Origin of the sequence: Nostoc sp. FACHB-190 (assembly GCF_014696905.1) — a bacterium.
GTDB lineage: Bacteria > Cyanobacteriota > Cyanobacteriia > Cyanobacteriales > Nostocaceae > Nostoc_B.
In genome coordinates this window covers 16,125-40,440 of sequence record NZ_JACJQW010000050.1, presented here as the reverse complement: position 1 = coordinate 40,440, position 24,316 = coordinate 16,125, and the positions used below count along the sequence as shown (strand labels likewise).

Annotated in this window: 38 protein-coding genes; 25 read left to right on the top strand and 13 right to left on the bottom strand. The window is 38.8% G+C overall.

All coding sequences use genetic code 11. The features are described from left to right. Positions 1-102 precede the first annotated feature (102 nt). Genes H6G28_RS31910 through H6G28_RS31895 form a run of 4 tightly spaced genes read right to left on the bottom strand, consistent with a single transcriptional unit; the run spans position 103 to position 1,220 of the window. A complete protein-coding gene (locus tag H6G28_RS31910) occupies positions 103-321 on the bottom strand; it encodes a Nif11-like leader peptide family natural product precursor (protein WP_190676947.1) in 219 nt (72 codons plus the stop codon). A 39-nt stretch (positions 322-360) separates the two neighbouring features. After that, a complete protein-coding gene (locus tag H6G28_RS31905) occupies positions 361-522 on the bottom strand; it encodes a DUF8808 domain-containing protein (protein WP_190594828.1) in 162 nt (53 codons plus the stop codon). 3 nt (positions 523-525) lie between these two features. Continuing rightward, a complete protein-coding gene (locus H6G28_RS31900; protein WP_199332985.1) occupies positions 526-984 on the bottom strand; it encodes a hypothetical protein in 459 nt (152 codons plus the stop codon). Then, a complete protein-coding gene (locus tag H6G28_RS31895; RefSeq protein WP_190676945.1) occupies positions 981-1,220 on the bottom strand; it encodes a hypothetical protein in 240 nt (79 codons plus the stop codon). Before H6G28_RS31895 ends, H6G28_RS31900 begins: the two co-directional genes overlap by 4 nt. 14 nt (positions 1,221-1,234) lie before the next feature. On the opposite strand from H6G28_RS31895, the gene H6G28_RS31890 reads away from it, so the two are divergent. The 11 genes from H6G28_RS31890 (at position 1,235) to H6G28_RS31840 (ending at position 7,013) form a co-directional block, all read left to right on the top strand. Next, positions 1,235-2,200 carry an HNH endonuclease gene (locus H6G28_RS31890; protein WP_190676943.1) on the top strand — a complete coding sequence of 322 codons (966 nt, stop codon included), beginning with the start codon at positions 1,235-1,237 and terminating at the stop codon, positions 2,198-2,200. Next, complete coding sequence (locus H6G28_RS31885) at positions 2,197-3,048, top strand: AcrVA2 family anti-CRISPR protein (protein WP_190676941.1); 852 nt, start codon at positions 2,197-2,199, stop codon at positions 3,046-3,048. The genes H6G28_RS31890 and H6G28_RS31885 overlap by 4 nt, the downstream gene beginning before the upstream one ends. Positions 3,049-3,055: 7 nt before the next feature. Next, positions 3,056-3,439, top strand: coding sequence for an ATP-binding protein (locus tag H6G28_RS31880; RefSeq protein ID WP_190594812.1), 384 nt, complete (start codon positions 3,056-3,058; stop codon positions 3,437-3,439). 93 nt (positions 3,440-3,532) lie between these two features. Beyond that, positions 3,533-4,027, top strand: a complete 495-nt coding sequence (locus H6G28_RS31875; RefSeq protein WP_190676939.1) for a DUF262 domain-containing protein — start codon at positions 3,533-3,535, stop codon at positions 4,025-4,027. 134 nt (positions 4,028-4,161) lie between these two features. Beyond that, complete coding sequence (locus H6G28_RS31870) at positions 4,162-4,509, top strand: hypothetical protein (RefSeq protein ID WP_190676937.1); 348 nt, start codon at positions 4,162-4,164, stop codon at positions 4,507-4,509. A 107-nt stretch (positions 4,510-4,616) separates the two neighbouring features. Beyond that, a complete protein-coding gene (locus tag H6G28_RS31865; protein ID WP_190676935.1) occupies positions 4,617-4,931 on the top strand; it encodes a hypothetical protein in 315 nt (104 codons plus the stop codon). Positions 4,932-4,940: 9 nt separating this feature from the next. Next, complete coding sequence (locus tag H6G28_RS31860) at positions 4,941-5,369, top strand: hypothetical protein (RefSeq protein ID WP_190676934.1); 429 nt, start codon at positions 4,941-4,943, stop codon at positions 5,367-5,369. 15 nt (positions 5,370-5,384) lie between these two features. After that, positions 5,385-5,855, top strand: coding sequence for a hypothetical protein (locus tag H6G28_RS31855; RefSeq protein WP_190676932.1), 471 nt, complete (start codon positions 5,385-5,387; stop codon positions 5,853-5,855). Between the two features lie 23 nt (positions 5,856-5,878). Further along, positions 5,879-6,094 (top strand): hypothetical protein, encoded by a 216-nt coding sequence (locus H6G28_RS31850; RefSeq protein WP_190676930.1) that lies wholly within the window; start codon positions 5,879-5,881, stop codon positions 6,092-6,094. A gap of 57 nt (positions 6,095-6,151) precedes the next feature. Continuing rightward, on the top strand, positions 6,152-6,448 hold the full coding sequence (locus tag H6G28_RS31845) for a hypothetical protein (protein WP_190676928.1): 297 nt from the start codon (positions 6,152-6,154) through the stop codon (positions 6,446-6,448). 49 nt (positions 6,449-6,497) lie between these two features. Then, positions 6,498-7,013: a hypothetical protein gene (locus H6G28_RS31840; RefSeq protein ID WP_190676926.1), complete on the top strand. Its 516-nt coding sequence runs from the start codon at positions 6,498-6,500 to the stop codon at positions 7,011-7,013. A 148-nt stretch (positions 7,014-7,161) separates the two neighbouring features. Here H6G28_RS31840 and H6G28_RS31835 read toward each other — a convergent pair whose 3' ends face one another. Next, positions 7,162-7,413: a hypothetical protein gene (locus H6G28_RS31835; RefSeq protein ID WP_242054701.1), complete on the bottom strand. Its 252-nt coding sequence runs from the start codon at positions 7,411-7,413 to the stop codon at positions 7,162-7,164. A 247-nt stretch (positions 7,414-7,660) separates the two neighbouring features. On the opposite strand from H6G28_RS31835, the gene H6G28_RS31830 reads away from it, so the two are divergent. Beyond that, on the top strand, positions 7,661-8,593 hold the full coding sequence (locus tag H6G28_RS31830) for a GIY-YIG nuclease family protein (protein ID WP_190676924.1): 933 nt from the start codon (positions 7,661-7,663) through the stop codon (positions 8,591-8,593). Between the two features lie 23 nt (positions 8,594-8,616). Here H6G28_RS31830 and H6G28_RS31825 read toward each other — a convergent pair whose 3' ends face one another. The 6 genes from H6G28_RS31825 to H6G28_RS31800 all read right to left on the bottom strand — a co-directional run bounded on the left by H6G28_RS31825 (position 8,617) and on the right by H6G28_RS31800 (position 12,344). Then, entirely contained in the window at positions 8,617-8,967 is a 351-nt protein-coding gene (locus H6G28_RS31825) for a hypothetical protein (protein ID WP_190676922.1), read from the bottom strand. Positions 8,968-9,094: 127 nt separating this feature from the next. Further along, positions 9,095-9,466 carry a hypothetical protein gene (locus H6G28_RS31820; RefSeq protein WP_190676920.1) on the bottom strand — a complete coding sequence of 124 codons (372 nt, stop codon included), beginning with the start codon at positions 9,464-9,466 and terminating at the stop codon, positions 9,095-9,097. A 16-nt stretch (positions 9,467-9,482) separates the two neighbouring features. After that, positions 9,483-10,127: a hypothetical protein gene (locus tag H6G28_RS37880; protein WP_190676919.1), complete on the bottom strand. Its 645-nt coding sequence runs from the start codon at positions 10,125-10,127 to the stop codon at positions 9,483-9,485. After that, positions 10,042-10,872 carry a DNA cytosine methyltransferase gene (locus tag H6G28_RS37875; protein WP_190676917.1) on the bottom strand — a complete coding sequence of 277 codons (831 nt, stop codon included), beginning with the start codon at positions 10,870-10,872 and terminating at the stop codon, positions 10,042-10,044. The genes H6G28_RS37880 and H6G28_RS37875 overlap by 86 nt, the downstream gene beginning before the upstream one ends. Before the next feature lie 192 nt (positions 10,873-11,064). Then, a complete protein-coding gene (locus H6G28_RS31805; protein ID WP_190676915.1) occupies positions 11,065-11,574 on the bottom strand; it encodes a hypothetical protein in 510 nt (169 codons plus the stop codon). Beyond that, positions 11,571-12,344 carry a helix-turn-helix domain-containing protein gene (locus H6G28_RS31800; RefSeq protein WP_206758274.1) on the bottom strand — a complete coding sequence of 258 codons (774 nt, stop codon included), beginning with the start codon at positions 12,342-12,344 and terminating at the stop codon, positions 11,571-11,573. Before H6G28_RS31800 ends, H6G28_RS31805 begins: the two co-directional genes overlap by 4 nt. Before the next feature lie 343 nt (positions 12,345-12,687). Here H6G28_RS31800 and H6G28_RS31795 point away from each other — a divergent pair, with 343 nt between their 5' ends. Next, positions 12,688-13,050 carry a hypothetical protein gene (locus H6G28_RS31795; RefSeq protein ID WP_190676911.1) on the top strand — a complete coding sequence of 121 codons (363 nt, stop codon included), beginning with the start codon at positions 12,688-12,690 and terminating at the stop codon, positions 13,048-13,050. Between the two features lie 220 nt (positions 13,051-13,270). Here H6G28_RS31795 and H6G28_RS31790 read toward each other — a convergent pair whose 3' ends face one another. Both H6G28_RS31790 and H6G28_RS31785 read right to left on the bottom strand, forming a co-directional pair. Beyond that, positions 13,271-13,657 carry a hypothetical protein gene (locus H6G28_RS31790; RefSeq protein ID WP_190676908.1) on the bottom strand — a complete coding sequence of 129 codons (387 nt, stop codon included), beginning with the start codon at positions 13,655-13,657 and terminating at the stop codon, positions 13,271-13,273. Positions 13,658-13,734: 77 nt separating this feature from the next. Further along, positions 13,735-13,977 (bottom strand): helix-turn-helix domain-containing protein, encoded by a 243-nt coding sequence (locus H6G28_RS31785; protein WP_313950031.1) that lies wholly within the window; start codon positions 13,975-13,977, stop codon positions 13,735-13,737. 170 nt (positions 13,978-14,147) lie between these two features. On the opposite strand from H6G28_RS31785, the gene H6G28_RS31780 reads away from it, so the two are divergent. The 12 genes from H6G28_RS31780 (at position 14,148) to H6G28_RS31725 (ending at position 23,807) form a co-directional block, all read left to right on the top strand. After that, on the top strand, positions 14,148-14,426 hold the full coding sequence (locus H6G28_RS31780; RefSeq protein ID WP_190676906.1) for a hypothetical protein: 279 nt from the start codon (positions 14,148-14,150) through the stop codon (positions 14,424-14,426). 149 nt (positions 14,427-14,575) lie between these two features. Continuing rightward, positions 14,576-14,803, top strand: coding sequence for a hypothetical protein (locus H6G28_RS31775; RefSeq protein ID WP_190676904.1), 228 nt, complete (start codon positions 14,576-14,578; stop codon positions 14,801-14,803). A gap of 9 nt (positions 14,804-14,812) precedes the next feature. Next, positions 14,813-15,418, top strand: coding sequence for a MerR family transcriptional regulator (locus tag H6G28_RS31770; RefSeq protein ID WP_190676902.1), 606 nt, complete (start codon positions 14,813-14,815; stop codon positions 15,416-15,418). A gap of 117 nt (positions 15,419-15,535) precedes the next feature. After that, positions 15,536-15,742 carry a hypothetical protein gene (locus H6G28_RS31765; RefSeq protein ID WP_190676899.1) on the top strand — a complete coding sequence of 69 codons (207 nt, stop codon included), beginning with the start codon at positions 15,536-15,538 and terminating at the stop codon, positions 15,740-15,742. Then, complete coding sequence (locus tag H6G28_RS31760) at positions 15,739-16,005, top strand: hypothetical protein (RefSeq protein WP_190676897.1); 267 nt, start codon at positions 15,739-15,741, stop codon at positions 16,003-16,005. The genes H6G28_RS31765 and H6G28_RS31760 overlap by 4 nt, the downstream gene beginning before the upstream one ends. Positions 16,006-16,122: 117 nt before the next feature. Continuing rightward, positions 16,123-16,941, top strand: coding sequence for a hypothetical protein (locus tag H6G28_RS31755; protein WP_190676895.1), 819 nt, complete (start codon positions 16,123-16,125; stop codon positions 16,939-16,941). Then, on the top strand, positions 16,938-19,184 hold the full coding sequence (locus H6G28_RS31750) for a hypothetical protein (protein ID WP_190676893.1): 2,247 nt from the start codon (positions 16,938-16,940) through the stop codon (positions 19,182-19,184). The genes H6G28_RS31755 and H6G28_RS31750 overlap by 4 nt, the downstream gene beginning before the upstream one ends. Before the next feature lie 513 nt (positions 19,185-19,697). Then, entirely contained in the window at positions 19,698-20,759 is a 1,062-nt protein-coding gene (locus H6G28_RS31745; RefSeq protein WP_190676891.1) for a ParM/StbA family protein, read from the top strand. After that, positions 20,759-21,013: a hypothetical protein gene (locus tag H6G28_RS31740; RefSeq protein ID WP_190676889.1), complete on the top strand. Its 255-nt coding sequence runs from the start codon at positions 20,759-20,761 to the stop codon at positions 21,011-21,013. Before H6G28_RS31745 ends, H6G28_RS31740 begins: the two co-directional genes overlap by 1 nt. Before the next feature lie 18 nt (positions 21,014-21,031). Then, positions 21,032-21,580 (top strand): GIY-YIG nuclease family protein, encoded by a 549-nt coding sequence (locus H6G28_RS31735; RefSeq protein ID WP_190676887.1) that lies wholly within the window; start codon positions 21,032-21,034, stop codon positions 21,578-21,580. 79 nt (positions 21,581-21,659) lie between these two features. Next, positions 21,660-21,842: a hypothetical protein gene (locus H6G28_RS31730; RefSeq protein ID WP_190676885.1), complete on the top strand. Its 183-nt coding sequence runs from the start codon at positions 21,660-21,662 to the stop codon at positions 21,840-21,842. Positions 21,843-21,965: 123 nt separating this feature from the next. Beyond that, positions 21,966-23,807 (top strand): protelomerase family protein, encoded by a 1,842-nt coding sequence (locus H6G28_RS31725; RefSeq protein ID WP_190676882.1) that lies wholly within the window; start codon positions 21,966-21,968, stop codon positions 23,805-23,807. Positions 23,808-24,316 lie beyond the last annotated feature (509 nt).

Here is a 24,316-nt window from a genome sequence, read left to right as displayed (position 1 = left end):
TGAAATGCCTGAGCCTATTTTATTAAGTCAGATTTTTGCCAAGCTTACTTCTTTAGGACGTATTCATCCCGTTTCTACAGGTGTTGAACCCTCGTAAATTGGCTACGGTATTGTTAAATGGAATACCTTTGTTAAACCCTGGTGCAATGATTCTTGAGAGAAATTATAGCCATGCTCGGCAGCCATAGCTATGATTGCAGCATTATCTTTCACACCCATTGCTTCCATGAGTTGGTTTAACAAAACTTTATCTTGGAGGGCTGCTGCAAAAAACTCCATAACTTGCAGTTCGCTTTGAGCAGCATTTAGTGATTCACTCATTTTTAGACTCCTTTTGTCAAACCTCTTGAAAATCGAAGTTCAATGTGTAATGGACATCTTGTCAAAATTTGCTTTCTTGTTCCGCAAATCAGGGAAGCTGAGGACAACATCATTAATTGCCCGTAACAAGGTGATTTTGTAGTTTGTTACCTTAGTATCGTGTTTGAGAATTGTGTTAATAATGATGCTGCCTGATGACATAATCTATTCTGTTTTCAATGTACTTAATTGCTGTGCCAAATATTCAACTTGATTTTTGACAAATTCTAAATTTTTATATGTAGCATCCCTATAATTAAAAATATTCACAATAATTGGAGAAATATCTTCACTATGGGTACAGTCAAACCCTACCCACCAATAATTATCAGTTATTGGTAATAGTTGATGACAAACTGCTCTTGGATCATCACTTTGCTGAGATGCTTTAGAGAACGTAATTTTTCCATGAACTTGAATGGACTTTAATTCGTTGTTTGTCCAATCCTTACCATAATAAGGATGAGTTGGAGGAATACCCACATAACCACACAAAAAACCTGGGTCTTGTCTGACTATTAAACAAGGTAATCCCAGATAAACCCATTCAACTCTATCAGGTTCTTGTTGCCATTCACCGTCTGCCCATGCAGATTTGTCAATCCAATTCAGAGTTTCTATCAATCAATAATATCCCCATTTTCATCGCGTTTTATTTCTACCACCTTCACATTAAACCCTTCCCACTTCTCCACAGTAAACCCCGCCTCAGTTTCATCTGGATACCGCCGTGCCATTTCCTGCAATGCAGCTTCTTCGTTGACTGCCCAGATGTAACGCCCCTGGCGTTCTCTGAGGTCATCTCGACCTATGCAGTCGTGTAAGTATAATGCGTTACGTGTACATCGAAACTCGCGCATAGTTATAACTGTAAATGGCCAAAGATTTAGCTTACTACGTTAAGAAGTTTTCTAAGAGGTCTGTTGTTGGCAAGCAGGGGTTAAATGTTAGCCCTGGTGCGCCTAATAAACCCATTTTGCTGCTGTCTGTAATTGAAATGATAGCAAACAGACAAATAATCAAAAACCAAATCTTGTTCAATGCCGAACTCATCGCCACTTTTCTGAAGCTGTGGAGCCATTTAGAACCAGTACGCAAACCGGATATTGGACTGCCGTTTTACCACCTTACCACTGATGGATTTTGGCATTACCAAATGAAACTGGGCTTTGAGGGATGGATGAAAGCCAAGGTAAAAATCAGGACTCCCAGCATCATCAGGGAAACAGTAGAGTACGCCTACGTTGATGATGAGTTATGGTCACTGCTGCAAAATCCCCAAGACAGAACTGTATTGACTCATGTTTTGATTAATTCATGGTTTAATGATCGCACTCAAGATATCGAGTCATTGTTGCAAATCAACGCTTTTGCTGAACTACAAGGCCAGTTGCAACGCTCTGGCGGTAAGGTCTACAAACCAGAAGAATTGGAAGACGAACAAGCTGTAATTGTGCGAGATGGTGCGTTCCGTAAAATTGTTGTCTCAACTTATAACCACACTTGCGCCTTCTGCGGATTGCAAATACTTGATGCCAACGGTCAAAACATTGTGGATGGGTCACACATTAAACCATTCTCCCAGTTCTACGACGACCGCATCGATAATGGGTTGGCACTGTGCAAAAATCATCACTGGGCTTTCGATAGGTACTGGTTCACTATTGATGACGATTACCGTATTATTGTGTCTGACCGCATCCGCGAAGATTCACCCAACGCTAAACCAATGCGGGAGTTTGAGGGCGATCGCATCATCTTACCCGCCCAAGTGCAGTATTATCCAAGACAAGATTCTCTACAATGGCATCGAGAGGAATTTTTGAGACGTGCTGCATGAGCAAAAAACCCAGAGGTTGGTATAAAGAAATTGTTATTCGTCCCGTTATTCATGTAGACGGTTACGAAAGCTATGAGAAAATGTGCGGTATTGTTGCTGATATTTATTACTCTACGGAAGAACAAAAACTACGGCGCGGATTAATAACTAATCCCGCAGAATCGATGTATGTCAGCGCGTATACATTGTTTAAAGTCGGTCAAGCCAAATGTCCGGCATATTGGGTGAACAAAGATTTACTCGAAGCCTTATTGCAATCAGTTTTAAACGTCGAGATTGAGAATTTAAACTGGGCAATGAAAACGGGAATGTTTATGTTACCCAAAGGTGTAATTCTTTCTCCTGAAAATAATAGCGTTAATGCTATTTTTTGGACTTACGATAATGAAGAGGATATTCTTTATTGGGCAGCAACCGATGGGTCTAGTTTCTTTTGCCGCCGATTTAAAATTGATGGACAAAAACTTAGCTATACCGACGCTAAAGATATTGACCCTAAAGTGGTTGCAGGATTCAATGAGTATTTGCAATCAATATTCCTGCGATTAATTTTGATAATGGAGTGTCGTCCTGAACTTGTAGATACAACAAGCGAAATAGTTAGAATAAATAAAGGCTTTGGCAAAGCACAAGCGCAAGATTTTTATCAACCACTTTGGCTAGGACAAGGATATCGGCTTAAACGTGAAGGGACACAAAACAGTGAAGCTAGTAGCAGTACACATGGTACTAAAAGCGTCCATTGGCGCAGAGGTTTTTTACGGAATCAACCTTACGGAGAAGGCAGGCAGCAAAGAAAATTAGTTTGGATTGAACCAGTTTTAGTGATGGGTGGAAAGGAATCATAATCAGCAGATGGAATCTTTAGAAACGATACAAGCACTTTACTTAGCAGTCCAAACATTAAGTGAGATTGAAAATTTGTCGATTGATGATGATATCAAAGAGCAATTAACTAATAAGGTTTTAGCAACTATTGGTATAGAAATAAATCAAGATAAACAATATGAACCTGGAAGCCAAGAGAAGATTATTAGAACTATTAGAAAACTAGGCGGTAGTGCTACTCGTGCTGAGATTGCATCAAATACAGGTATGAACCCTAACTCAATTAGTTCATTGCTAAATCAATTGACTAAAAAACGTACAGTTGAAAAGATTCAACGTAAGAAATCACCCGTTAGAAGTCGTAGAGGACTAGAACCTGAATATATTTATAAGCTTTTAGAGAACGAATAATTACACTGCATTCTAAGTTTCATAAATGGGCGGCTAGGTCTTTTATTTAATCGGGGTTACTATAAATACAATTTTGTCAGCTAAGGAATCATCATGATGACAGACGATGAAATCAATGCCAAATATGACTCTGTTTTGAACAGAGTCATTCAACAAATTGACAGAATCAAGTTACCAATATTAGTTGAAAATATCAGGTCTAATTCTAACTACATGATGATTGATAATGATAGTCAATCTGCTCTTGATTGGGATGACATTAAAAAATCTCAGCTAATTGAATCTTTTATTCTTAATTTCCCTGTAATGCCAATTGTTCTTTACGATAGGTCATATCATACCTACAAAGTGATTGATGGTAAACAAAGGTTAAAAGCAATTGTAGATTTTTACAGTAATCAATTAGTTTTAAGTGGATTAGAAGTTAAGACAGAATTAAACGGATGCACTTATGCTAATCTTCCAGTTCATACACAAAAAGTCTTGGATAGGCATTCTTTGTCTTTAATATCTATTATCCCTTCAGAGAATGCGAAACTTGAAGAAATCGCAAAATTAATAGAGATTATTGCTAATCGTCTTAATTAAAAAGCGGTGATTACTCCACCATTACATCAGTGCAATCACAATCCAAGAAGTAATATAACAGGCGGCTGGATCTACCAATTTAATTGCGATCGCTATAAATATAATTTTCTCAGCTTGTTTTTTCATAGTTTACTATGTACAATAGAAGAGTACGCAATAGGCTACGGCTTAAGCGATCGCACATTCTGAGCATTCCTATTAAAACCATCATGAAACTGCAACGTATCGAAGCAGGTGAATATCTTACCCCTGATGGCAGGTTTTACATCCGCAATACTTATTACTCCAATGGCATACCAGGACGGAATAACGCCGCTAAGGGTTGGTTGATTGAAGATAGAAGTGGGGCAAATTCATTTACAGTTAGCAGCAACCAAAAAAGCAAACTGCGGCGAGTAGATACGTTGGGACAGGCTAAAGAACTTGTGGCAGGAATTATTCAACGTGATGCCCAAGCGCAAAAGCTACAAGCAGCCGGATGATGCAAGGAAGAAAACGCAAACCAGCCGGGGGTGTGTTGGCGATCGCCGTACACAGACCGTTTATTAACGCAAACTGAGGCACTGCTGGAATTGAGTTTAATGTCGTAATGACTAAAAATTACATGACTAATGAAGAGAAAGCCGCACTAGAAACTGCAATAAAAATTTATATAGAGATGGGTGTATTAAATCGAGTATCACAGTCAACAAAAACATTTTTAGCTCGTGTTCCAGGTATAAATACTCGAAGACTACAAACTCTCATTAAAAACCAAAGTCAAGAAATTGCAGCAATGGCTGGGGCTAAAGATGTGATTTATAAAACTGGTGATTACCGCCCTTCTGATCGTGGTGCTTTTGGTCTAAGTAAAGGAGGCGAACGTGCTATAAAAATATCGCCATCAATTGAGTTTATTTTCTAATAGCAAAATATGACAGGGGATAAAATTGGCGTATTTTTTTACGATGATAAAAGAGGTACTAAAGCCATAATTGAAGAAATTGCTCAAGTATCACCAACTGGTATAGTTACTTTAAAATCAGGCATTCGCTACACTTCACAAGGAAGAGAAATTGGCGCTCTTGGCGACCCAACTTATTTATGCACTGTAGAAAAAGCTCAAGCTGTTATAGAAAAAGCAGCACAACGTCAGCAACAAAACGAAGAAGAATATAAGGCATATTTAGCATCACCTGAAAGTAGACGTGATAAAGCTGCGGCCTTGGCAGTACAGGCTGCTATTAAAGTACTCAATCAGTACGGCTGGTATACCGATATAGATGGTCACATGGATGCAATGGAATCAGAAATTGAACAAATTATCAAAAAATATCTTAGCGAACACGAACCTATTAATTAAATTAAGTTTTGACTGATGTATTACGGATATCGTTGCTATACAAAAGAGGATGAGCCTTTAGGTTGGCTCTACACATTTAACAAAAATCTTGAATATGCTTGGACTAATAGAGATTTTCACTTGTGTAAGCGTTGGAAGACTGAAAAAGGAGCTAAAAAACACTTCGATTATTACAACAATAACTGGCAGTTCAAAAGTAAAGGAGGCTATCTCAAAATTGAGGTAATGCCAGAGTTTTCTGAATCTAATTCTTCTGCTAAGTCTAACCAACAACGTTGGAATGAAGCTAATCGTGATAAAGTTTATGAGTCGCAAGAAAAGTATAATCAAAAGCGCCCTATAATGTCGTTTCGCCCAAAAATCGAATTGTTGGAATGGCTAGAAGAAGAACGCAGGTTTGATAAAGATGGTGAACCTGAAACTGATGCAGCACTTTTGAATCGGAAACTAGAAAAACTAAAGGATTTAGAACAACAAGGATTTTAGAGATTTATTCAAGGATAATTAAAATGTCAAATAAAATATTAAAGTTTGAATTAATTGAAGGACTACCTGAAGAATATGGAACTTATTTTTTATTATTAGAGAATGGTTCTATAAAACAAGGATATTTCGGGTCTTGTCCTGTTCCTAATCATGAAGAGGAAGTTGTTAGAATTGCTGATTGTGAAACCAAGGCATTTCATTATGAAAAATGTGTTGGTTGGTTAAAACCCATAGAATAATTTTTAATAAATCAATAAATATATTAAAAATATATAAGATATGGTGATTTTACAATAATGAAATCTGAAGAATTGAAAACTTTTATTATTAATATCCTTGCTGAAAAACCTAGATTTTTTGATGGTGTTTGCGCTCAAGACATCAAAAAGCTTCTTTTAGACAACTACAATATCTCCGTCAGTGAAAAAACAATTATTAAAGCGATGATGGAAATAATAGAAGAGGGTATAAATAAATTTGGTGGTGATGGTTATGTATGTGGTGATAATAGTACACTTACATGGTCAGATGAACATGGTAATGCGAATTCAAAAATGCGTGGGCTACATAAGTATTGGTGGTTTAATATCTAGCTAATACAGAAATATTCATAAATACATACTAATTATTATTAATATAATTATGAATCATAATTTAGACCGTCTGCTGGTAATATTAAAACAGCAAGCCGACTTAATTGATAACCTTAACACTCGTTCTGATTTTCGCTATAAAAGTACACAAAAACTAATTTTAGATTATGGTCAACCTTTTTTAAAAAGTGTTAAACCACCATTTAAGGGTCAACCAAAGTCATGCTTTGAGAACTGCTTAAAAGCTCTAATAAATTTCCCGAAACTTAATTACTGTGAAGGGTTTGCTATTAGTGATGATGTTGACATAGCTGTATCCCATGCTTGGCTGGTCAATAATGATGGAGATGTAATTGACCCAACTTGGATAGGAAAAAATTTTAAGGGTAGTACTTATTTTGGTGTAGTATTCAATAATGATTTTGTAGTGGAAATGGCACAAAAGAATAAATGCTATGGAATTCTTGATAGTGACTATATGAATAGACACCAACTTTTAAGAGAAGGTTTTCCACCATCGGCACTTCATCCTATATTTCATTCTTCTGGAAAAATAGCTGAATGAAACGGTTTTGGATGCGATCGCCCAGCCCAACAAATTCTTAGAGGAAAATTTGATACTAAACTTTACTTCTACTAACTAAACGGTTGCCCCCATAATTGCCAATTCTCCTTATTAAATGGACTGCGCCACTTTAAAATCAAGCTGAACTCTAACTCCTGCCGTGCGCGTCGCTCAACCGGGGCATCCCACCAAAAAGCAATGTTGACTGCTGTTTGCAACTCATAGCGATAATGCAGGTCTTAGTAACTAGCAATATAGTCCTCACCCGTTGCTGATAATCCAAAATCTGCCCTTTCCACCGTAGCAGGGCATCAGCACTCATCACCAATCTCTCTGGTCTGCGTGTAGGTGTGGGTGTCACATCTGGAAATAGGTTTAGCTGGTTGGGTTCCAATGTCATCACTCTTGATTACAAACCAGTAGATTATCTCCTATAACTGACTAACAGCTTTCACGATGCAATGCTTTGAGACCAAGCGATCGCTAATAACTTTGTATAATTTCCTCTAAGAATTTCCAAACTACAAGAGATCGCATCAATATACTCAACTAAATTTACCTGACATTAGCCCAAAAGATAGACACATTTTTGAAAAGTTGAAGCACACTGGTAAGAGCAAATTCAACTTTTAAATTATAGTGTGGCAATGTGGCTAAAATACGGTGTAGATAAAGATGAGATATTAGTATGTATTGAAGATGTCCCTAGCGGGAAGACTTTACTTAAGTGTCCTTATTGCCAGGGTAGTTTAATTGCTAAAAAAGGCAAAGTCAAAGAACATCATTTTGCCCATAATGAAGAAACTTGTCACCCTGTAGCTAAACGAGACTTTCCTACTTTACCACTGTATGACAATTTTAATATTCAGCTATCAGGTAAGGATCTGAAGCAATTAAAACTTCTTTGGCAGGAATACGGTTCTAAAAACTATCCTATTAGCTTTGACTTAATTCCTCGCGGTTTAATCAAAACAGGAATGTTGAGAAAAAATGTATTTTTAAAGCCACCTAGTTATGAATTTAGTGATTTAGGTAAAATTCCTGTTGGATCGTTAGAGTTGTCCTTATTCAACGAAGTACAAGAACCGTTTTTATTTAAAAAACTGCTGAAACTTGAGTTAGCATTTGAACACGCCAAGCATAAAAATACTCCTGATTTAGCCTACAGACTCACTGATGTAAGACTGTATCGCGCTCAACTTAAACGTGTATTATCTTGCACTCTATATTTTTTAGAGATTCAAACTAACAAAGGAACTTTGTATAAAATAGGAGTTACCACTAGACCAGTTATACAGAGGGTGGGAGAAGTAGAAAGAGATTTACTTGCACACTACAAAAATGTTGTCATTAAGGTGTTAGGAACTTGGCAACATCGGGGGAATGTTGAACTATATTTTAAACACCGCTATCAGGAATTTAATTATCCCATCGGGAGTTTAACTGAGTATTTCAAATTTAATAATGATGATATCTTTGATGCACTGCGTGACCTACAACAAATGCCACCTAAAATACTTTCTGAGGTTGAAGTAGATATTCTTAAAGAGAATTCTAGCTCGCTTCAAATTGCTGTGTAATTTTCCAAATCCCACAGGAAACATTATTGTGCCTCCAAATACTCTGCCACTACTGCTAAATCTTCTATTGCCCGATTCAGGCGATTTAACATTGCTTCGGCTACTTCTGGTTGTGCGCTAACAGTTTCTAATTTTTCTTTGAGATGACAGTCAAGGGCTTCTATCCACAATGACAATTGTGTGTGACGAACTGCTGTAAGTAGCCCCATATTTCTTAACACAGCCAAATGAAACCCTAATTGGTTTTGTCCACCATAGCCCAGGTATCCGTTCCACAGTTCCAACTTTTCTGGAGTAAATTCTGCATATTGGTCAAAGGTAATACCAGCCGGCTCTAGTTGGGGTTGTGGCAGTGGCGGTTGAGGGTTAGTCATAGTAAAACACCTGCTGCTGATTTTGCTAAAACCCTATCTAATAGGATAGCTATCACTCAACGCATTCTGCACGCGATACCCTGTGCTTTTTCAAGCGAGGAAATTTATATGCGATCGCATATTCTTTCTAATTTCCTGCTAAGAAAACTTGGAATAGTTCTGATATTTTCGCCTTGAGTGCTGAAATTGCCTCTTCTAAAGTTTCACAAGGGTCTGTACTCACTAAGTGAGCGTCCCCCACATCAGCACTTGACCACAGATAGCTGTGTAGTCCTATCGTTAAACATCCTTGCCATTTATCCTCATGATTAGTATCAAGTGTGATAAAAAACCGCCGGGGTATCATTAGTTCTTCAGTCTTAATTTCAAACTCACCCCACACCGAGAAACCAAAATACTCCTCGTTTTTTTCATTATTGTATTCCCAGTTGGTGAAGTTGGGAAAAGCGGTTTTGACTCGCTGTAAAACTTGTTGTATTTCAGATTCGGTTAGTATCATCTCATCCTCTAAGAATTTATTTTTTAGCCTTCGCTCTACGAATAAAAGCGATTATTTCTTCTAAACTAGCCCCTTCTTTCTGCATTGACTGAATCATAGGAACTGCCCCCACTGGCACACTTCCAATACTGCGCCCCTTCCACTCACCGTCTATTTTCTCTTCCCAGTTAAAGCCCCACCGCCAATGAGTAGGATTATCAGGCTGTCTGTGTCCAATTACACGAGGGTAAGTTGCAATAGTTCCGTCTTTTAATTTCTTATTTTCAAGATACTTATACAGACAACCCTTTTGCTTACTGGGTTTTGCTTGCTGCACGGAGAAGCTGCTGCGCTCATTTTCCTCTAAGAATTTGGTTACGAGAGGTAGGAGTGCGATCGCAAGTTTCTTAATCAGTTCACCATCTCGTTCCCAGTTGTAAGTTACATCCTTACCAGATGGGGGATTTAACCAATCTACAACAAACTCAAATCCTAAATTCTGCTTGATAATTCCCAGTGATTGAAGTTGATCAACAACGTAAGTTCCGGCCTTAGCATTAGCCCTGGTTAAAAAATGGGGAGTGGGGAGTAGGGAGCTAACTTGCTTTGGCGATGTTGGCGAGATTGGCGAGGTAACAGACTCGCTTAATTGCGATCGCTGCCTGGAGGGGGCAAACTGCACGGGCGTAGAGGTCGTTACACTCTCGGCGTTTGTTTGTGTGGTGACGTATTCCGGGGTAAACGGGAGCTGCACTGATATTGTCTCGCCACCATCCATCAATGTTTTTTCCACCCAGCCAACGGGGAAGCCCATCATCCACCCTGGCACGGCTGGGCTTAACTTGTCGCCTTTGGTTAAATATGGCTTCAATTTCTGCTCCAATCTGGTCTGACCAGCTGGCCTGCATCCCGTTGAGCCTTTCGCATAAGTTGTTGGTGTAGGCAACAACGAAGAGTCTGTTACGTTGTTGGGGTGATCCAACTTCCGCCGCCGATATGAGCTGCGGATTGTCCCAACAATAACCAACCATTCTGAGTCCCCCAAGAACTGCTCGTAATCCTCTATGGATAAGTCCTTCAGGATTTTCAATGACGACGAAGCTGGGGCGGCAATCGGCGATGCAGCGCAGGGCTTCAAACCATTTGGATGATTCTGGGTGTTCAAGTCCTGTACCGTTTCCTGCGCCGCTTGTTCCAGTACAAGGAAATCCAATTGTGTAAAGGTTGAACTCTCCCGGTTTAGGGTAATAGTCGCTGATGTCGCTGTGGATTGGGATGTTGGGATATTGCAGCTTGAGAACTGCTTGAGCGTTGGAGTTATTCTCGATGAATAATCCTGTAGTGATGATGTCAGCTGCTCCGGCTGCCTCAATTCCAAGTTCAAATCCGGCGATTCCTGCAAAGAAACTGGCGTGTTTAAGTTGCATTCTGCGATCGCCTCCTTGGTTGTCGAATTATCCTCTAAGAATTTCATACTATTGAGCCAAGATTCATCACAATGGACTTTTCGCCCGTCGTCCCACTGGATGGTATAAGGTTTTTTGCCACTGCTCCTGATTTTGATTAATGTGCCAGTAACATTTGCATATTTAGATTGAAAGCGATCGCCCTCCTTAAACCTATTCATCATCGCCTCCTAAGTATGATTTCCTCATTACTGCCCACTGCTTGGGGCTTATAGCTTCAATTTCTGCCTTGCGCTGTGCTACTTCGCGGTTATCGTTATCTGTGCGATCGCGCTTGGTCAAACTGCGTTCCTGAACAATTTGGTTAAACGATGCTTCTATCCGTTGCCTGTACTTCTCAAACTGTAATTTGGTTGTGTTTCGCCAATCATCCCGGCTGATTCTGTCAAGTTCCTGGCAAATTGGAGCAGTTAATCTCATATCAATATTGGCAGTGCCTAAATGCAGCCATTTCGTACCAAATTTGCATCCTGGTGACTGACAAATAGGTATGCGATCGCAGTCAAAGTCATAATCAGGAATAACTAATTTGACTAAGTGGGCGTGAACTCGTCCTGTATCCTGACAGCAGAAACATCTCCAACTTGGCGACCATATCTGCTTTTCATACCCCGGCTTGTCTTCTTCACGAATTGGCTCTCTTGGGAGTTCTGGGAGATTCATGATCCATCCACCCAGATTAAGTTTTGTGAGCTTGCCCATTCATAAAATTGCTGCCGTTCACTGTCCTGGCTACCACTTTCATAAATAAACGCGGCAAAACCAAGGGCGCGAATTTTATCAATCCATTCCTGACGCTGCGGGTGATTTTTCCATTTCTCAGTTTGCGTCGGTGGTGTTTTACCCTTCGATTTGTACCATCGGCTTGCTAAATCCTCCCAATGCTCTTTAATCCAGGCTCTTGGTAATCGAATTGGCGGATTTGTTAGCTGTGTCGCTTCACTTTCTCCAAATTTTAAAAAGTCCTCTCTCTCTTCTTCTGAGAGAGAGTCTATAAAGTCTAAATAAGTATTATTGATCTGAGGAGTGCTGGAATCCTTGTCTGGTAAGGCTTTGACAGGGGTAGTGGCGATCCTATTGTCGCTAGAAACGATCCTAGTGTCGTCTGTAGCGACAATAGGATCGCTAGAAACGATCCTATTGTCGTCAGTGGCGATCCTATTGTCGCTAGATTTTAATCTTGATGAAGCACCGTGTACTGCTTTTTTGTACTTGAACTTGGTAATTTCAATTTCAATTAGTTGTAGTTCGCATAACCGTTTAACTGCTCGTTGTACTGTACGCCGTGTTAGCCCCAATTGCTCGGCAATATGGCTAGTATCTATCTCAATCACAGAATTTTGAAATGGGTTAAGAACCATTAAACAGAGATAGACTCTAAGTTCAGCATCTTTGAGTTCAGCATTGAGCCTAAAAAATTCATCTGCTGTCAAGGGGTAGTGGGTTGATTTCGACATTACGCATTACCCCTTTCTATAAGTTCAAAAGTAACGATAATCCCAAATTTTGAACAGGTAACTTGAGCTATTAACAGTTGTGTTAAATTGGAATGCCCAAAGCAGTAGAAGCCACTCCCAACTTTATTGTTGGAGTCTTTGTCTAGTTTCGGTATCATAGTAAATAGGCAAGAATTATCTGCCCCAATAACCTTAAATTGTTGGGGAATCTTGTTTTCAGTGTGTATACTAAATGTCAACCAGCAAACTACTATTGTGACCAAAAAGTATTTTGCTATAATGCAAATATTAGTATAATAATTGCAGTTGTGCAACAGCAATGACAAATCACCAGCAAATTCTAATAGATGCTGTCAACCAAGCTATTGAAGAGGGTATGACTGCGAAGCAGATCGCAGTTAGTGCTGGCGTAGATAATAGCGTACTCAGTAGATTTTTAAATCGCAAGCAAGATATAAAAGCAGGTGACTACTTTTCAATTCTTAATGTCTTGCCTGAAAGCATCAAATCTTCTGCCCTAGCGAGGCTAGGAATGGGTGAAATCAGTGCCGCACAATTGATTCAGTCGGCTTCCCCTAAAGAGAAAGCCGAAATATTACACGCGATCGCACAATGGGTGCTTCAGCCAGGGGCTATACCTGTAAAAAATACAGATCCAAGCGACCTTCAAGTAGCTGTATAATTGCATATTAAACTTTTTATGTATCCATTTAGGCACTTCTTGTGGTAGATGAGGATGAGTCTGATTTAGAAAATTGTGATTGCGAGACTTCATAATGGTTTACTGAATAGAAAACAGTCAGAAAGAGTTTGCGTAACAATTAGCTACATAGGCTTGTAAAAAGGGATATGGGAGCCACTACTGTTCACCCTTGTTGAGAAGTCGAGCCTTTACAACCTACCTACTCAAATCTTCTGATTATTTGTAACAACATAGCCTCAAGCCGATTTAGCGCAGCTTCAATAGAACGCTGATTATTTTCAAAATTTTGCTGATGGCGTTCAAAGCTTTGTTGATGCTGTTCAAAGTTTCGCTGGTGTTGCTCGAAACCTTGGATTAAGATGTCTGTTGTTTCATGTAATCCCAGTATTACATCATCCAAAATCGCGCTCCGACCTAAAACACTTGTAGCCGTGTTTGTTAGGTTATTTACGTTGTCGGTTAAGTTATCTACCTTCGCTGTTAGTTGTCCCATTTCTTGTGCTAGTCCGGCGATCGCTTCTGTATTTCTGATAGCTAGTGCTTCTACACGATCAAGTCGGCTTGGTTGTTCTGGTGCGTTTGTCATTTTTCTACCTCAATCATTTAGGCGATCGCTCCGCAAGTGGAACTGAGAGCAAAGTGAAAGGAATGATGGCTGAAGGGTTAATCATCAAATTTCACCCCTAGATCAACTTGTAATACACTTTCAATCTTCCTTAGCGTCTCTAGCGGCAAAACTTTAGTTTCTTCATTTTCAATTTTGTACCAATTGGCGGGAGTCATATCGATTTCCGCACACAAATGAATCAGTGAGCGAGAATCAGACTCTCTTGCTTGTTTAATTCGCGCTCCCAACCCTGGAAAATCACGTTCCTCAGTCTTTCTGACCCTCATCAAAACAGCCATTTATAAACCTCAATTCTCAATTATCGGTTGATATCTTACACCTAATATAAACTCTCAATTATTAATTGACAACTATCAATTGAGAGTTTATAGTAAAAACATAGAGAAAGCGGTTCGACCGTCCAAAGTAAAACCGCTTCTCTATTCCAAAAACTATGGAGATAACTATCATGACACAAGCGACCATTGACGCTCAAGCGATCGCTCAGTTCCAGTTAAATCTTTATCTCACTGAGCAATCAGAACAAGCATCACACTATGAAATTGATTCTGTTCCCGATATATTTGGCGACTTATATCGCGTCTGGGGCGGCGAACAAGGAATCAACTTACTTGGTACTTTCTATCAAAGCATTGAAGGTTTTTGGATTTCACAGCCTTGCAACACTACAAAGTGCAGTACTTGGGCAACTGACAGTCAAGCAGTAAACGCAATTCTTGCCGCATAACATTATCTGTCAGTCGTTGTTATTGAACAAGTAAATTCAGACAGCTATCTCTCCCCTTCTTCAGCACAGTAAGAAGGGGTAAGGTATCTTGCACGAAAAATCTACATATTCCTAAGATTGCTTGAATTGGAATAAAGACCTTTTAAACTATGACTCAATTTCTGACCCTAGACGAAGTTCTGATCATTCTTAATGGCATAGAGATAACGCTAAGAATGCTGCAAGCTAAATCAGAATATAGAGAAATAGAAGCTACTGAAGAATTCAATTTTTCCAACGATTTTAATTTGTTGGATGTAATTCATGCGTTAGGTGAAGTTGTAGAAGGCATTGAAAATTTTAAATCTGCACAGAGTACCAAAAATAACGAAATTTAAGGATTAACCATGACTACTGAAAACAGAATTTCAATTATTAAAGCAGCTTCTAAGTTAGGTGTACCAGAGGCATCTATCAGAGAAGCTATCAGGCCCCTATACCCTGATAACTGGGAAAGAATTAAGAATATTAAGCTGAGTCAATTTGATTTAATTGCTGAGGCTTTGCGCGACCTTACCGAAGCTGCAAAGCCATTTAAAATCGAAGGTGAAACCGATTACAACGCCGAAAATAATGCTTTTTACTTTGGTGAAAGTGTGGATTTAGAAAATGCAGCAGAATGTGGATTTCATTGCAACTTACCTACTGACATAACCATTGCTGAACCTAATGATCTAACGACCCAACAAGCCCAACACTTAAAGGTTTCTGTAGTTAGAACTTTCTCAGACATGGCATTAGATTTAAATCGAATCACAAGTGCAATGGCTTACAGTGCAGCGTTGCAAAACTTTGCTTCTTTTAAAGAAATTCACTCGGCTACTTTCCGCCATTACACTGCTCAATATGTTGAAGAATTTAGTGATGAGTATCAGCAAATACTTAATGACTTAGAGGTTAAATGTAACCCAAAGTCTTTTTTGGAAGAGCGCGGAATACTCACCACAGGTTGATAGTGCTGAACACATTCTTATTTGTGGTGGCTTGTTTATGTGGGTCACTGGTTTTGTCTTTTGCGGCTAGACCATGTTCAATTCCAATAAATGTCCCAATTCAATTGGTAAAGAATAATGCAAGTGACTAATGCGATACCCCAAGAATCAACTAAATTTGGACAAGATTTAACAGTGATTGTTGAAGCAATACAGCTTCTCAAACAGACTTATCCAAAACGTTGGAAAGAAGTTTGTCAGCAAGCACTTGATGACGGAGAAATTACGCTGGCAGATGCTTTATCAGGTTTAATTACTGCCCAAATGCTCCTGGAGGAGTCATGAATAATTTGTCCCTAATCCAATGCTCTACTCTACTTAGTTGTAGACAGACTTATCAAATAAAAGGTGTTTTATACCGATTTGTAATTCAAGATGGCTCAATCAAACATCCTCAGTTTATTTTTCGCCCCTTACCAGGGCAAGGCAAGAAAGCAGATTTAAAGCTAAATCGTCAAAAACTTCTCAGCCAATGCTATGTAGTGCCAGGAATGTCTGCAAAGGCTGAGGTGATGAATACACAAGTTGTTCAAATGAAACTGTTCTAATAGGAAATTGATCTCATTGATAGCTGTCAGTGCGATCGCCCTTGGCGTTGGCGCAGCCATCGCTCCTGTGCTTTCGTAAAATCCCGCCAGAGATTATACATAGAAGATTCTAAAATTATGCCTCCAAGAAAGAAAAATCCGATTACAGATCCTACAGGAGAAAAAGCAGCTACCAAAGCAACCCAGGAAGCTGATAAGAGAGTAAGAGAGCGTTTGAGAGCTAGATTCGTAAATAATCAATCTCCTACTCAATTGCAAGAAACAGTCAAAAAAATCGCTGATACAACTCAAAATGTCGGGGATGCTGCTAAGACTGTAAATGCAGGCATAGGAACAGTAACTAATTCTTTTAGCAATATAGCTGAATCTATCCCAGTTATCGCCACTGGTAAAACTGCTCAAACTATAAAGTCTCACGATGCTTATGGTGGACTGTCTCTGACAATATTTGAACCTCAAAACTTTTTAGCAGGTGATTTATTTATTGATAGCTCTACATTGCCTAGAACCTCAAAATTAGAGGCAGATGCAATTGTTGAAAGCATCGAAGAGAAGCGCCAAACATTAAGAGTGGTGGGAGCAAATTTAGACCTAAATACTGATGTTCTCAAGACTGGTGTTAAATCAGAGAAAATGACTCAAGCTGCCATTGATTATGGTGTAGCCAAGGTGAATACAGATACTAAATTAACTCAGTTTGAAACTGCTAAAGTTCAGTATGAAATCGGTTTGACTAAGCTAGACCAGACTCATGAAAAACTATTTCATGAGCAAGTGACACTAGAAGGTTTAAGAAATGAAACTGACCAACGTAAACGTTTCTGGCAAGAAAAATATGCTCTCGGTGAATCAAGAATTAAGCAAGTACAACTAGCTAAATATCAATTAGATGCCAAAATTGGAGCTATTGAAGTTGAAGGAGAGACGGCAGAATGAGCGACTTTAAAGACTTGAAGAATCAGGTAGTTATTTTGTCTTTAAGTACAGCTTCTCTAGGTGTATTTTTATGGTTTACACCTGCCAAGCCTTTGACAAACTGGATAATTTCTGCCTCTATAGGTGGATTAGTTTCAGCCGAATTAATTACTCATAAAGCCGAAAAATGCTGCAAGAAAAAAATAGTAAACCTTGAAAATGAAGCTGATAATTTAAAGATAAATCTAAAGGGCCAACGAGATTTAGCCCTTCGCCAACAGGGAGAATTAACAAATAAAGATAGTCTTTTGGCTAACTCTGCTTTAGCATACAAAAACTTGTCTCAGGAGAAAGAACGATTAAAAGTCACTCTGGCGACTCTGACAGAGGAACTAGAAAATTATCGACTTCAAATAAAATCTTTACAGGTCGCTAACGGAGAAACAGCGACAGAAATAATGCAAGATAGTTTTCAAGAGTTTCAGTCAGGGTTGAATGCCCTAATTGGCTCTCTCAAGAGACGATATCCTAATCTAAATAAGGATTGGTCAGCATTGAGCAACCAGTTAGACCAGTACCTCAAACTGTTTACAGCAAAAGTTAACACAGTAGTTAATCAAACGGATGCCAAAGAACTAATAGAAATGTCTTTGGCTATGCAGCATGAGATTATTTCGACTGGCTCAATGTTAAAAGTCAAAGCTTATAAATCTGTCATAACTTATTTGACCTTAGAATTTGATGAAGTAGTTTTCAAAAATGAACATGAAGAAATCATTCAAAAATTAAACGCTTCATGGCAAGCTAAAAATCAGGAAATTGTCAGAACTTACCAGAATAATTTTGAAGCAATCAAACAAGAATTTAATCAAGTAACTGAAACTGTCATAAGTGGTTACAAAGAAGATTTCAAAATTGTTATCGATGAAGGTATGAGTCAAGCCGAACAGATAGAAGAATTACAAAAACATATTTTAGGGCTACAGAAAAAGCTAGAACAAGCCATTAAACCTCATCGCTTCCCCGCCGCAGTAGAACAATCCAGAGTGGGCAATGCCATTATTGACTATTACTACCGTGCTGCCATTACCTTAGACGCGATCGATTGGGATGACAGCGAAATTGGGTATAAACTCATGTTCCATGTTGGGCGTAACGGTTCAAGATTTATTAGTGCTGATATCTTAAATGCCAACGATGCGCCACAGAAGCTTAAAGAAGTATCAGGCGCTATTAATACACCTGAATTCAAGCTCAATACTAGGGGCGGCCATGCGGTTTTGGACATCCAAACACGACATCCCAAAAAGAAAGACGTATCACGAGAGGAAATAGACGCTTTATGGATACCCGCTAAAAAGTTTGAAAACTATGTCAGGCGATGGGAACGGGTAAGAATTACGGCTGGCAGCACCGGGGGTAAATCACCGACAGCCAAAAATCTGGCATTGGCAATCATGAAATCTCGTCAGGGTCAAGGTGAAATTCGTCTCTATGACCCTCAACATGGTTCTAAGAAAGATTTTTGGGATATGCCCAAAGCTGGCACGAGCCACGAGGATAATGTGGAGGGTATGAAAGAACTATGTCAGTTATTGGACGATCGCACCAAAGTTAAAGGCAATCATCCATTTATCCTTTACATATTCGATGAAATTGATTCAACTATTGCCAAGTACAGAAATCAGGCTTACGCAGTTAAAGACTTGGTAGTTTATTCCTTGTCGCAAGGTTCACACCAAGATTTAGGCGTAATTTACATTGGTCAGGCTGCTGATGCTAATACCATTCCTGGAATGAGTCACAGCCAATGGAATAACGCTGTTCAACTTCATATCGGTTCCAATGCTGGTATTTGGCTTGATAAATCCGTCACAATTACCACCGAGGATAAAAATCGTCTCCTAGAGAAGTACCGCAAGATTCAAGAATTTTGCGATCGCATGAATGAAGAGTTGGGGTTGGATGTTTATACGGATGCTGCTGCTTATAGATTCGCTTTAGCAGTACCTTTAACTGGAATACCTCAATTCATTCAGTTACCGGCTTTTGATAGCTACGACTACAACGATGTTATGAGTATAAATGCTCAAAAATTAGTATTTACTAACAATAAAAACGGGATAAAAATAGAATCTAATCAGGCAATTATAGAGTCTAAGTTGGTTTGTCCTAATTCTAGTTGCGGCTCTACTCGTATCGGCACTAAAGGTTCACAATATCACAAGTGTCTTGACTGTGGTAAAACCTGGAAGAAAAGATAAAACTAATAGTAATTAGCGGTTTATATGAATCTCTACCGCAAATTACTTTACGGAACTTACGGAATTTCTTAAAAAGAACTTAACGGACGTTCACAGATGATAGTTTTCAAAGCCTTGCAATACAAACTTTTTACCCACAGAACAACTAACGGAACTTGACCTAAAGGGGGTAAGAGTCTTTTTACGGAACTTGTTCTATCTTTACTATATTTGCTGGCATTTAAATTCCATTTAATCTTGAGTTAGATACCTAATATGTTTACTATTTCTATTAGTATTAATTTATTAATTCACTAAATTTATATGTGTTTTATTTACATGGCCTCACTAACAATTGATATTTAAATAATGTTTAAATATCAAAATTAATTCTATTAGAATTAATTTTAAAAGTTAGTAATTAATTTAGAACTAATACTATTTTTGTCTTCAAATGTACCCATAAGTACCCAAAACTATATTCAATTATCTTTAGCTAATCAAAAAAACTGAAACCTTTAAGGAGCAAGAATTATGACTAAAACTAAGACCTCAAAGATCGTTGTTAATGTACCCAAAAGTACCCAGAATTTAGTACCTGCTAAAAATCGTAAATATTTCAGATCTGTAGTGGACTTAGGCAACCACTGGATTAAAGCTTATATTGAGGGCTATGAGTTAATCAGAGAACCCAGTTGGTATGCTCGTTGTCTTTCTAATACTTCTAATAAACTGCCCGGACACGTTAAGTATTTGTCAGGTGTACGTACTGATTTAATCAACACTTGTTGGCTAGTAGGTAATCAAGCCGTCCGAAGTGGCAGTAGTGATCTGATGCGTTTGGTTGAAGATTACACTGGTAAATCTTCGCTATGGCTGCAATTTTTTCTCGGAACGCTGGCACATCTGCCACAGATTAATCCCCAGATGAATCTAGAAGTTACTGCAACCTGCAATGACGTTAAACGACATTATGAGGGTATTAAAAGCAATGCAGGTACTCACAAAGTAGAACTGTGTGGTATTTTTTGTACTGTTAATATTTCCTTCAAAGCAGTTTTACCTGAAGGAATTGCTGCACTTAAGAGTTACAAGTTGAATGGGGCAGTAACGATCTGTGATATTGGTGGTGGTAATACTTCTATTAGTAGATTCTTCGATTCTGAATCTGTTGGTGATGTGATAGCCCTTGATTTCGGTGCTGAGTATTTGATTGATAAGCTTTGCCACAGTTCCGATCTCAAAGCATTAATCAAACAAGCACCTAATAAAGATATAGTCAATCGCAGTATTGAGGCAGGGATTAGGTTCAAGAAGACTGAAGCAGACGGCAAACTGCCATTTTTAGCTTATGGCGATTCAGACATCAACTTTTACCCTGTTTATGAATTGGAGTTGCAAGATTTTATTAATTGCCGACTGAGGGAAGTAATTAAGCAGCTTGAACAATACAAGTTAGCAGGCGACCAAATTCTCATTATTGGCGGAGGCTCTAAGCTTCCTCTGCTGGGTGCTGCATTAAAATCTAAAGGTTTTTTGATCTCAGATAACGGAGCTTTTGACAATCTCAACGGTCTGATTCAGGAGGTTGTTTAATGGTTTGTGACAAAATCAGAATCAAAAAATATCAGCATGAAAAAGTAGATCAATGGTGCGAGGCTTTAGGTATTCCTGATCGGCGTTTTGTGGAAGATGCGATTAACTTCTATTTACGTTATTTAGAAGGTAAACAGCCTACTACTTTGCCTATAATTCAGCTTCAATCTTGTGAGCTATCACAAGAAACTGTGGAATCTATTGATATTGATAATGAAGATCCTGATGAATATCAAGGTGGTATTAGTCTATAAATCAGAGGAAATATAAGCATGATTCAACCAAGTTTAATTGACTTTAAACAATTACCTAGTGTTTCACTTAATCAACTACATACCTTACCTATGATGGCTGGAGTGTATTTTGTAACGAATTTTGATACTATTCAATATATTGGAAAAGCAGCATCACTAAAAAGTAGATGGTTAAATCATCACAGAATTGAACAATTTAGAATGTTACCCAATGTTCGCGTTCATTATTTATTAATCACAGATGTCAATGAAATTACCAAATTGGAAGTTATAGAAAAAGCTTTTATAGAGTATTTCACACCATTATTAAATGGTACTAAAATGGCAGGTTATCAAAAGCAAGAGCGATTCAGGATAGATTTATGGGCAAGTATTAAACCAATTATTGAGGCCGAAATGCAGCGTTCTGGGTTGACGGCTCAAGAAGTGGTAAATATTGCCTTAGTCGATTATTTTGGTCTATCTCCAAAAGGTAAGGGCAGAAACACTCAACCATTGTTACCAGTACAAATGCAACAGGCAAGCGGTAAAACTGTTTATGTCAGTGAAGACGAAGATTACATCTAAATAAATTGCATCGAGGATGTCTGATTATTCCCTAGATACTTTTTTGGTTTTCTAGAACTTAAAACGAATCTCGATGATCATGACACGCTACTATCGGGCTGACTCAGAACGCAACGACCACGAACTCGGTTACTGTTACCTAATTGAAGCTGTTGGTTTTCGTATTCAACAAGCGATCGCTGATCATTGTTCAGCTTTCAGAACTAACCAGAAAGCTGTAAAACCAGATTTAAAATCGAGAAAACAGGAAATTCAATTTTGAGAATAGCGATCGCTGTTAATGAGATTGTTTAGATGAATTCTATATGGCAAATATTTAACAAGTTATTGACTTTATTAACTTGTTAGATTAAAGTTTTAATAACAAGTTAATAAAGCCAAAGAGATGTCCAAAGCACTACAAGAGCAGGTAAATAGATTATTTGAAGCAGTTAAGGACTTACACAGCTTTGAGGAAATTAAGCCTCATTGTGAAGAATTTAACAGATGGATAAATACTCATACCAACTACAGCAAAGCCAGTTTGGGGACAGTGTTAAGCCGTGTGGGATTTTATAAAAAATTCAAGTCACTGGAATTAAAGCAGGGCAAAAATGCTGATTTAGTGAATAAACATGATGCTGAGGGGAATATAGTCGGACAGACTCTAAAGCACTACGTACTTTTGCTCTGTGGGCTGGATGATGATGATTGGGATGAGCGAAATAGAACCTCACGAGTCAGCGATCGCTTAAACCTTGCTCAAGAAATTGACCCGGATGCTTATCTACAAGTTACAGGAGAACTTTTAGAGAGCAATAACATTCACAAAGTAACAGTAGGTTTAATTGCAGCGACTGGGCGCAGACCACATGAAATTGTGGCCCGTGCAAAGTTTGCTCCGATTCAAGGTGAGAACTATCAAGTAATGTTTTCTGGACAAGGAAAGAAACGGGGTGAGAATCCTGTGTTTCCAATTGCGACGCTATACCCAGCTACTTATATCATTGAAAAGCTGAATTGGTTTCGCCAACAGCCATCTACCGAGAAATTATTAGCAGAGGTAGCACGAGAGCATCCTCAAGATATCGAAGCCCAAAACCGCGCTATTGATAGCCGCCGGAATGGTTCTCTCAATCGGGTAGTTCGAGATTATTTTGGTGGTGAAAATCCGGTATTACCGATCCGTTCTGGTGAGGAACAAGGCAATTGTAAAGCACTAAGAGCGGGATATTTAGCCTTAGCGACTGAGCGTGATTGTCCCGGTTCAATTGGTTCTAAAATGCTCCATGCAGCTAGGCTGGCAGGGCATTTTGTCAAAGAGTCCCCCACTGACCAAGATTTACGAAATCTATTGACGACGTTAGGATATAGCGACTACTACACAAAAAAACCAGTAGCTTTCAAGGACGTAGCGGAAAAAGAAAAACTTACCAGCGAAAGTGAAAAGCTTTCTAGTATTCGGCTAAGAACTGTTGATTTAGAAGCTATCCGCCAAATTCAAGAGAACTTAGAAGCTCCAAATCAGCAATCAGTGATTACTAAGTTAGTAGAAACTTATCACCATCATCAGGATGTAGACAAGCAGTTACACCAAGCAAAACAGAAATTAGATCAACTTGAAGCTCAGGTTAAACAGTTAGAAAAAATTAATAACCAGTTACAGCAAGAAAAGAACCAGCTAAAACAAGAGAAAACTGCAATGGAAACAACAGCACAGCAACCCCAAACAGTTACACTCAACGTTACAGAATTAGAGGCTTGGTTAGAAAAGAAAGTTCTTGAGGTTGTAAATCAGGTGACAGGAGGAACTATTGCATCTGCTACCGTTGCCACACCTGTTAAGCTTGCGCCAGTAAAAGAAGAAATTGACTGGACTGCTAAAAGCGATGCCCAAGTATGGGGTAGTAAAGTGCAGGGCGCAGCTGTAGAAAAAATTCGCAGGTCTTACTTAGCTGTCTGTCAGTATAACGATACTGTTGCTACTGGAGATGGCGATCGCCTAGCGATCACTAACCTAGCTTTAAGAGAGTTATCAGGATGTAATGGTTTGCAAATCAAAGACTGGATTGAACAGCATAAAGATGAAGTGATTAGCCATAATGCCAAATATGGCATGGAAAACAAGAAAGATCCATCAAACCCAGCCAGCTATGCCAACAAAGGTAAAGATATAGATAAAATTTTGTCCTTGATTAATGATGAGTTTCTCAGTGGTGAAGCTTATCGCAAAGCCAGAGTCGAGTAGCGATCGCTGTTATATATTGTGTTGTAAATTGGCCTTTTTACGGACAGTAGTAGCATCGGTGGGGAATGCTTAAGAGAAGAAAAAATGAAGAATATCGCAGTCGAAAGTATCTAACCATAGATGAGGTGAAGAGATTAATTGAAGCTGCTGGTAGCAGGGACAGGCACGGACACAGGGATTATTGTCTGCTACTGTTGATGTTTCGCCACGGTTTAAGGGTGGTGAGGCTTGCGCTCTCAAATGGGATGTGATTATGTTTGAGAAGTGCATCATCTATATTCAACATACACTCTGCTAAACTGCTTAGAATCCCAAGCGGTTTGAGTCTTTTGATTGGGACTGGTGAGCCTGGAACAACTCAGGCAGGAACAATCACGAAATTTAACATTAGGGTTTCCTCAGTTTCGCTTGAACGATTTGCACCTCAAGTTTACTTAATTCCCTAATCCCAAGATGTATAATTTATATTGCCAAGCCAAAATCAGTCAGAAATCAGCAATAAGTTTAAT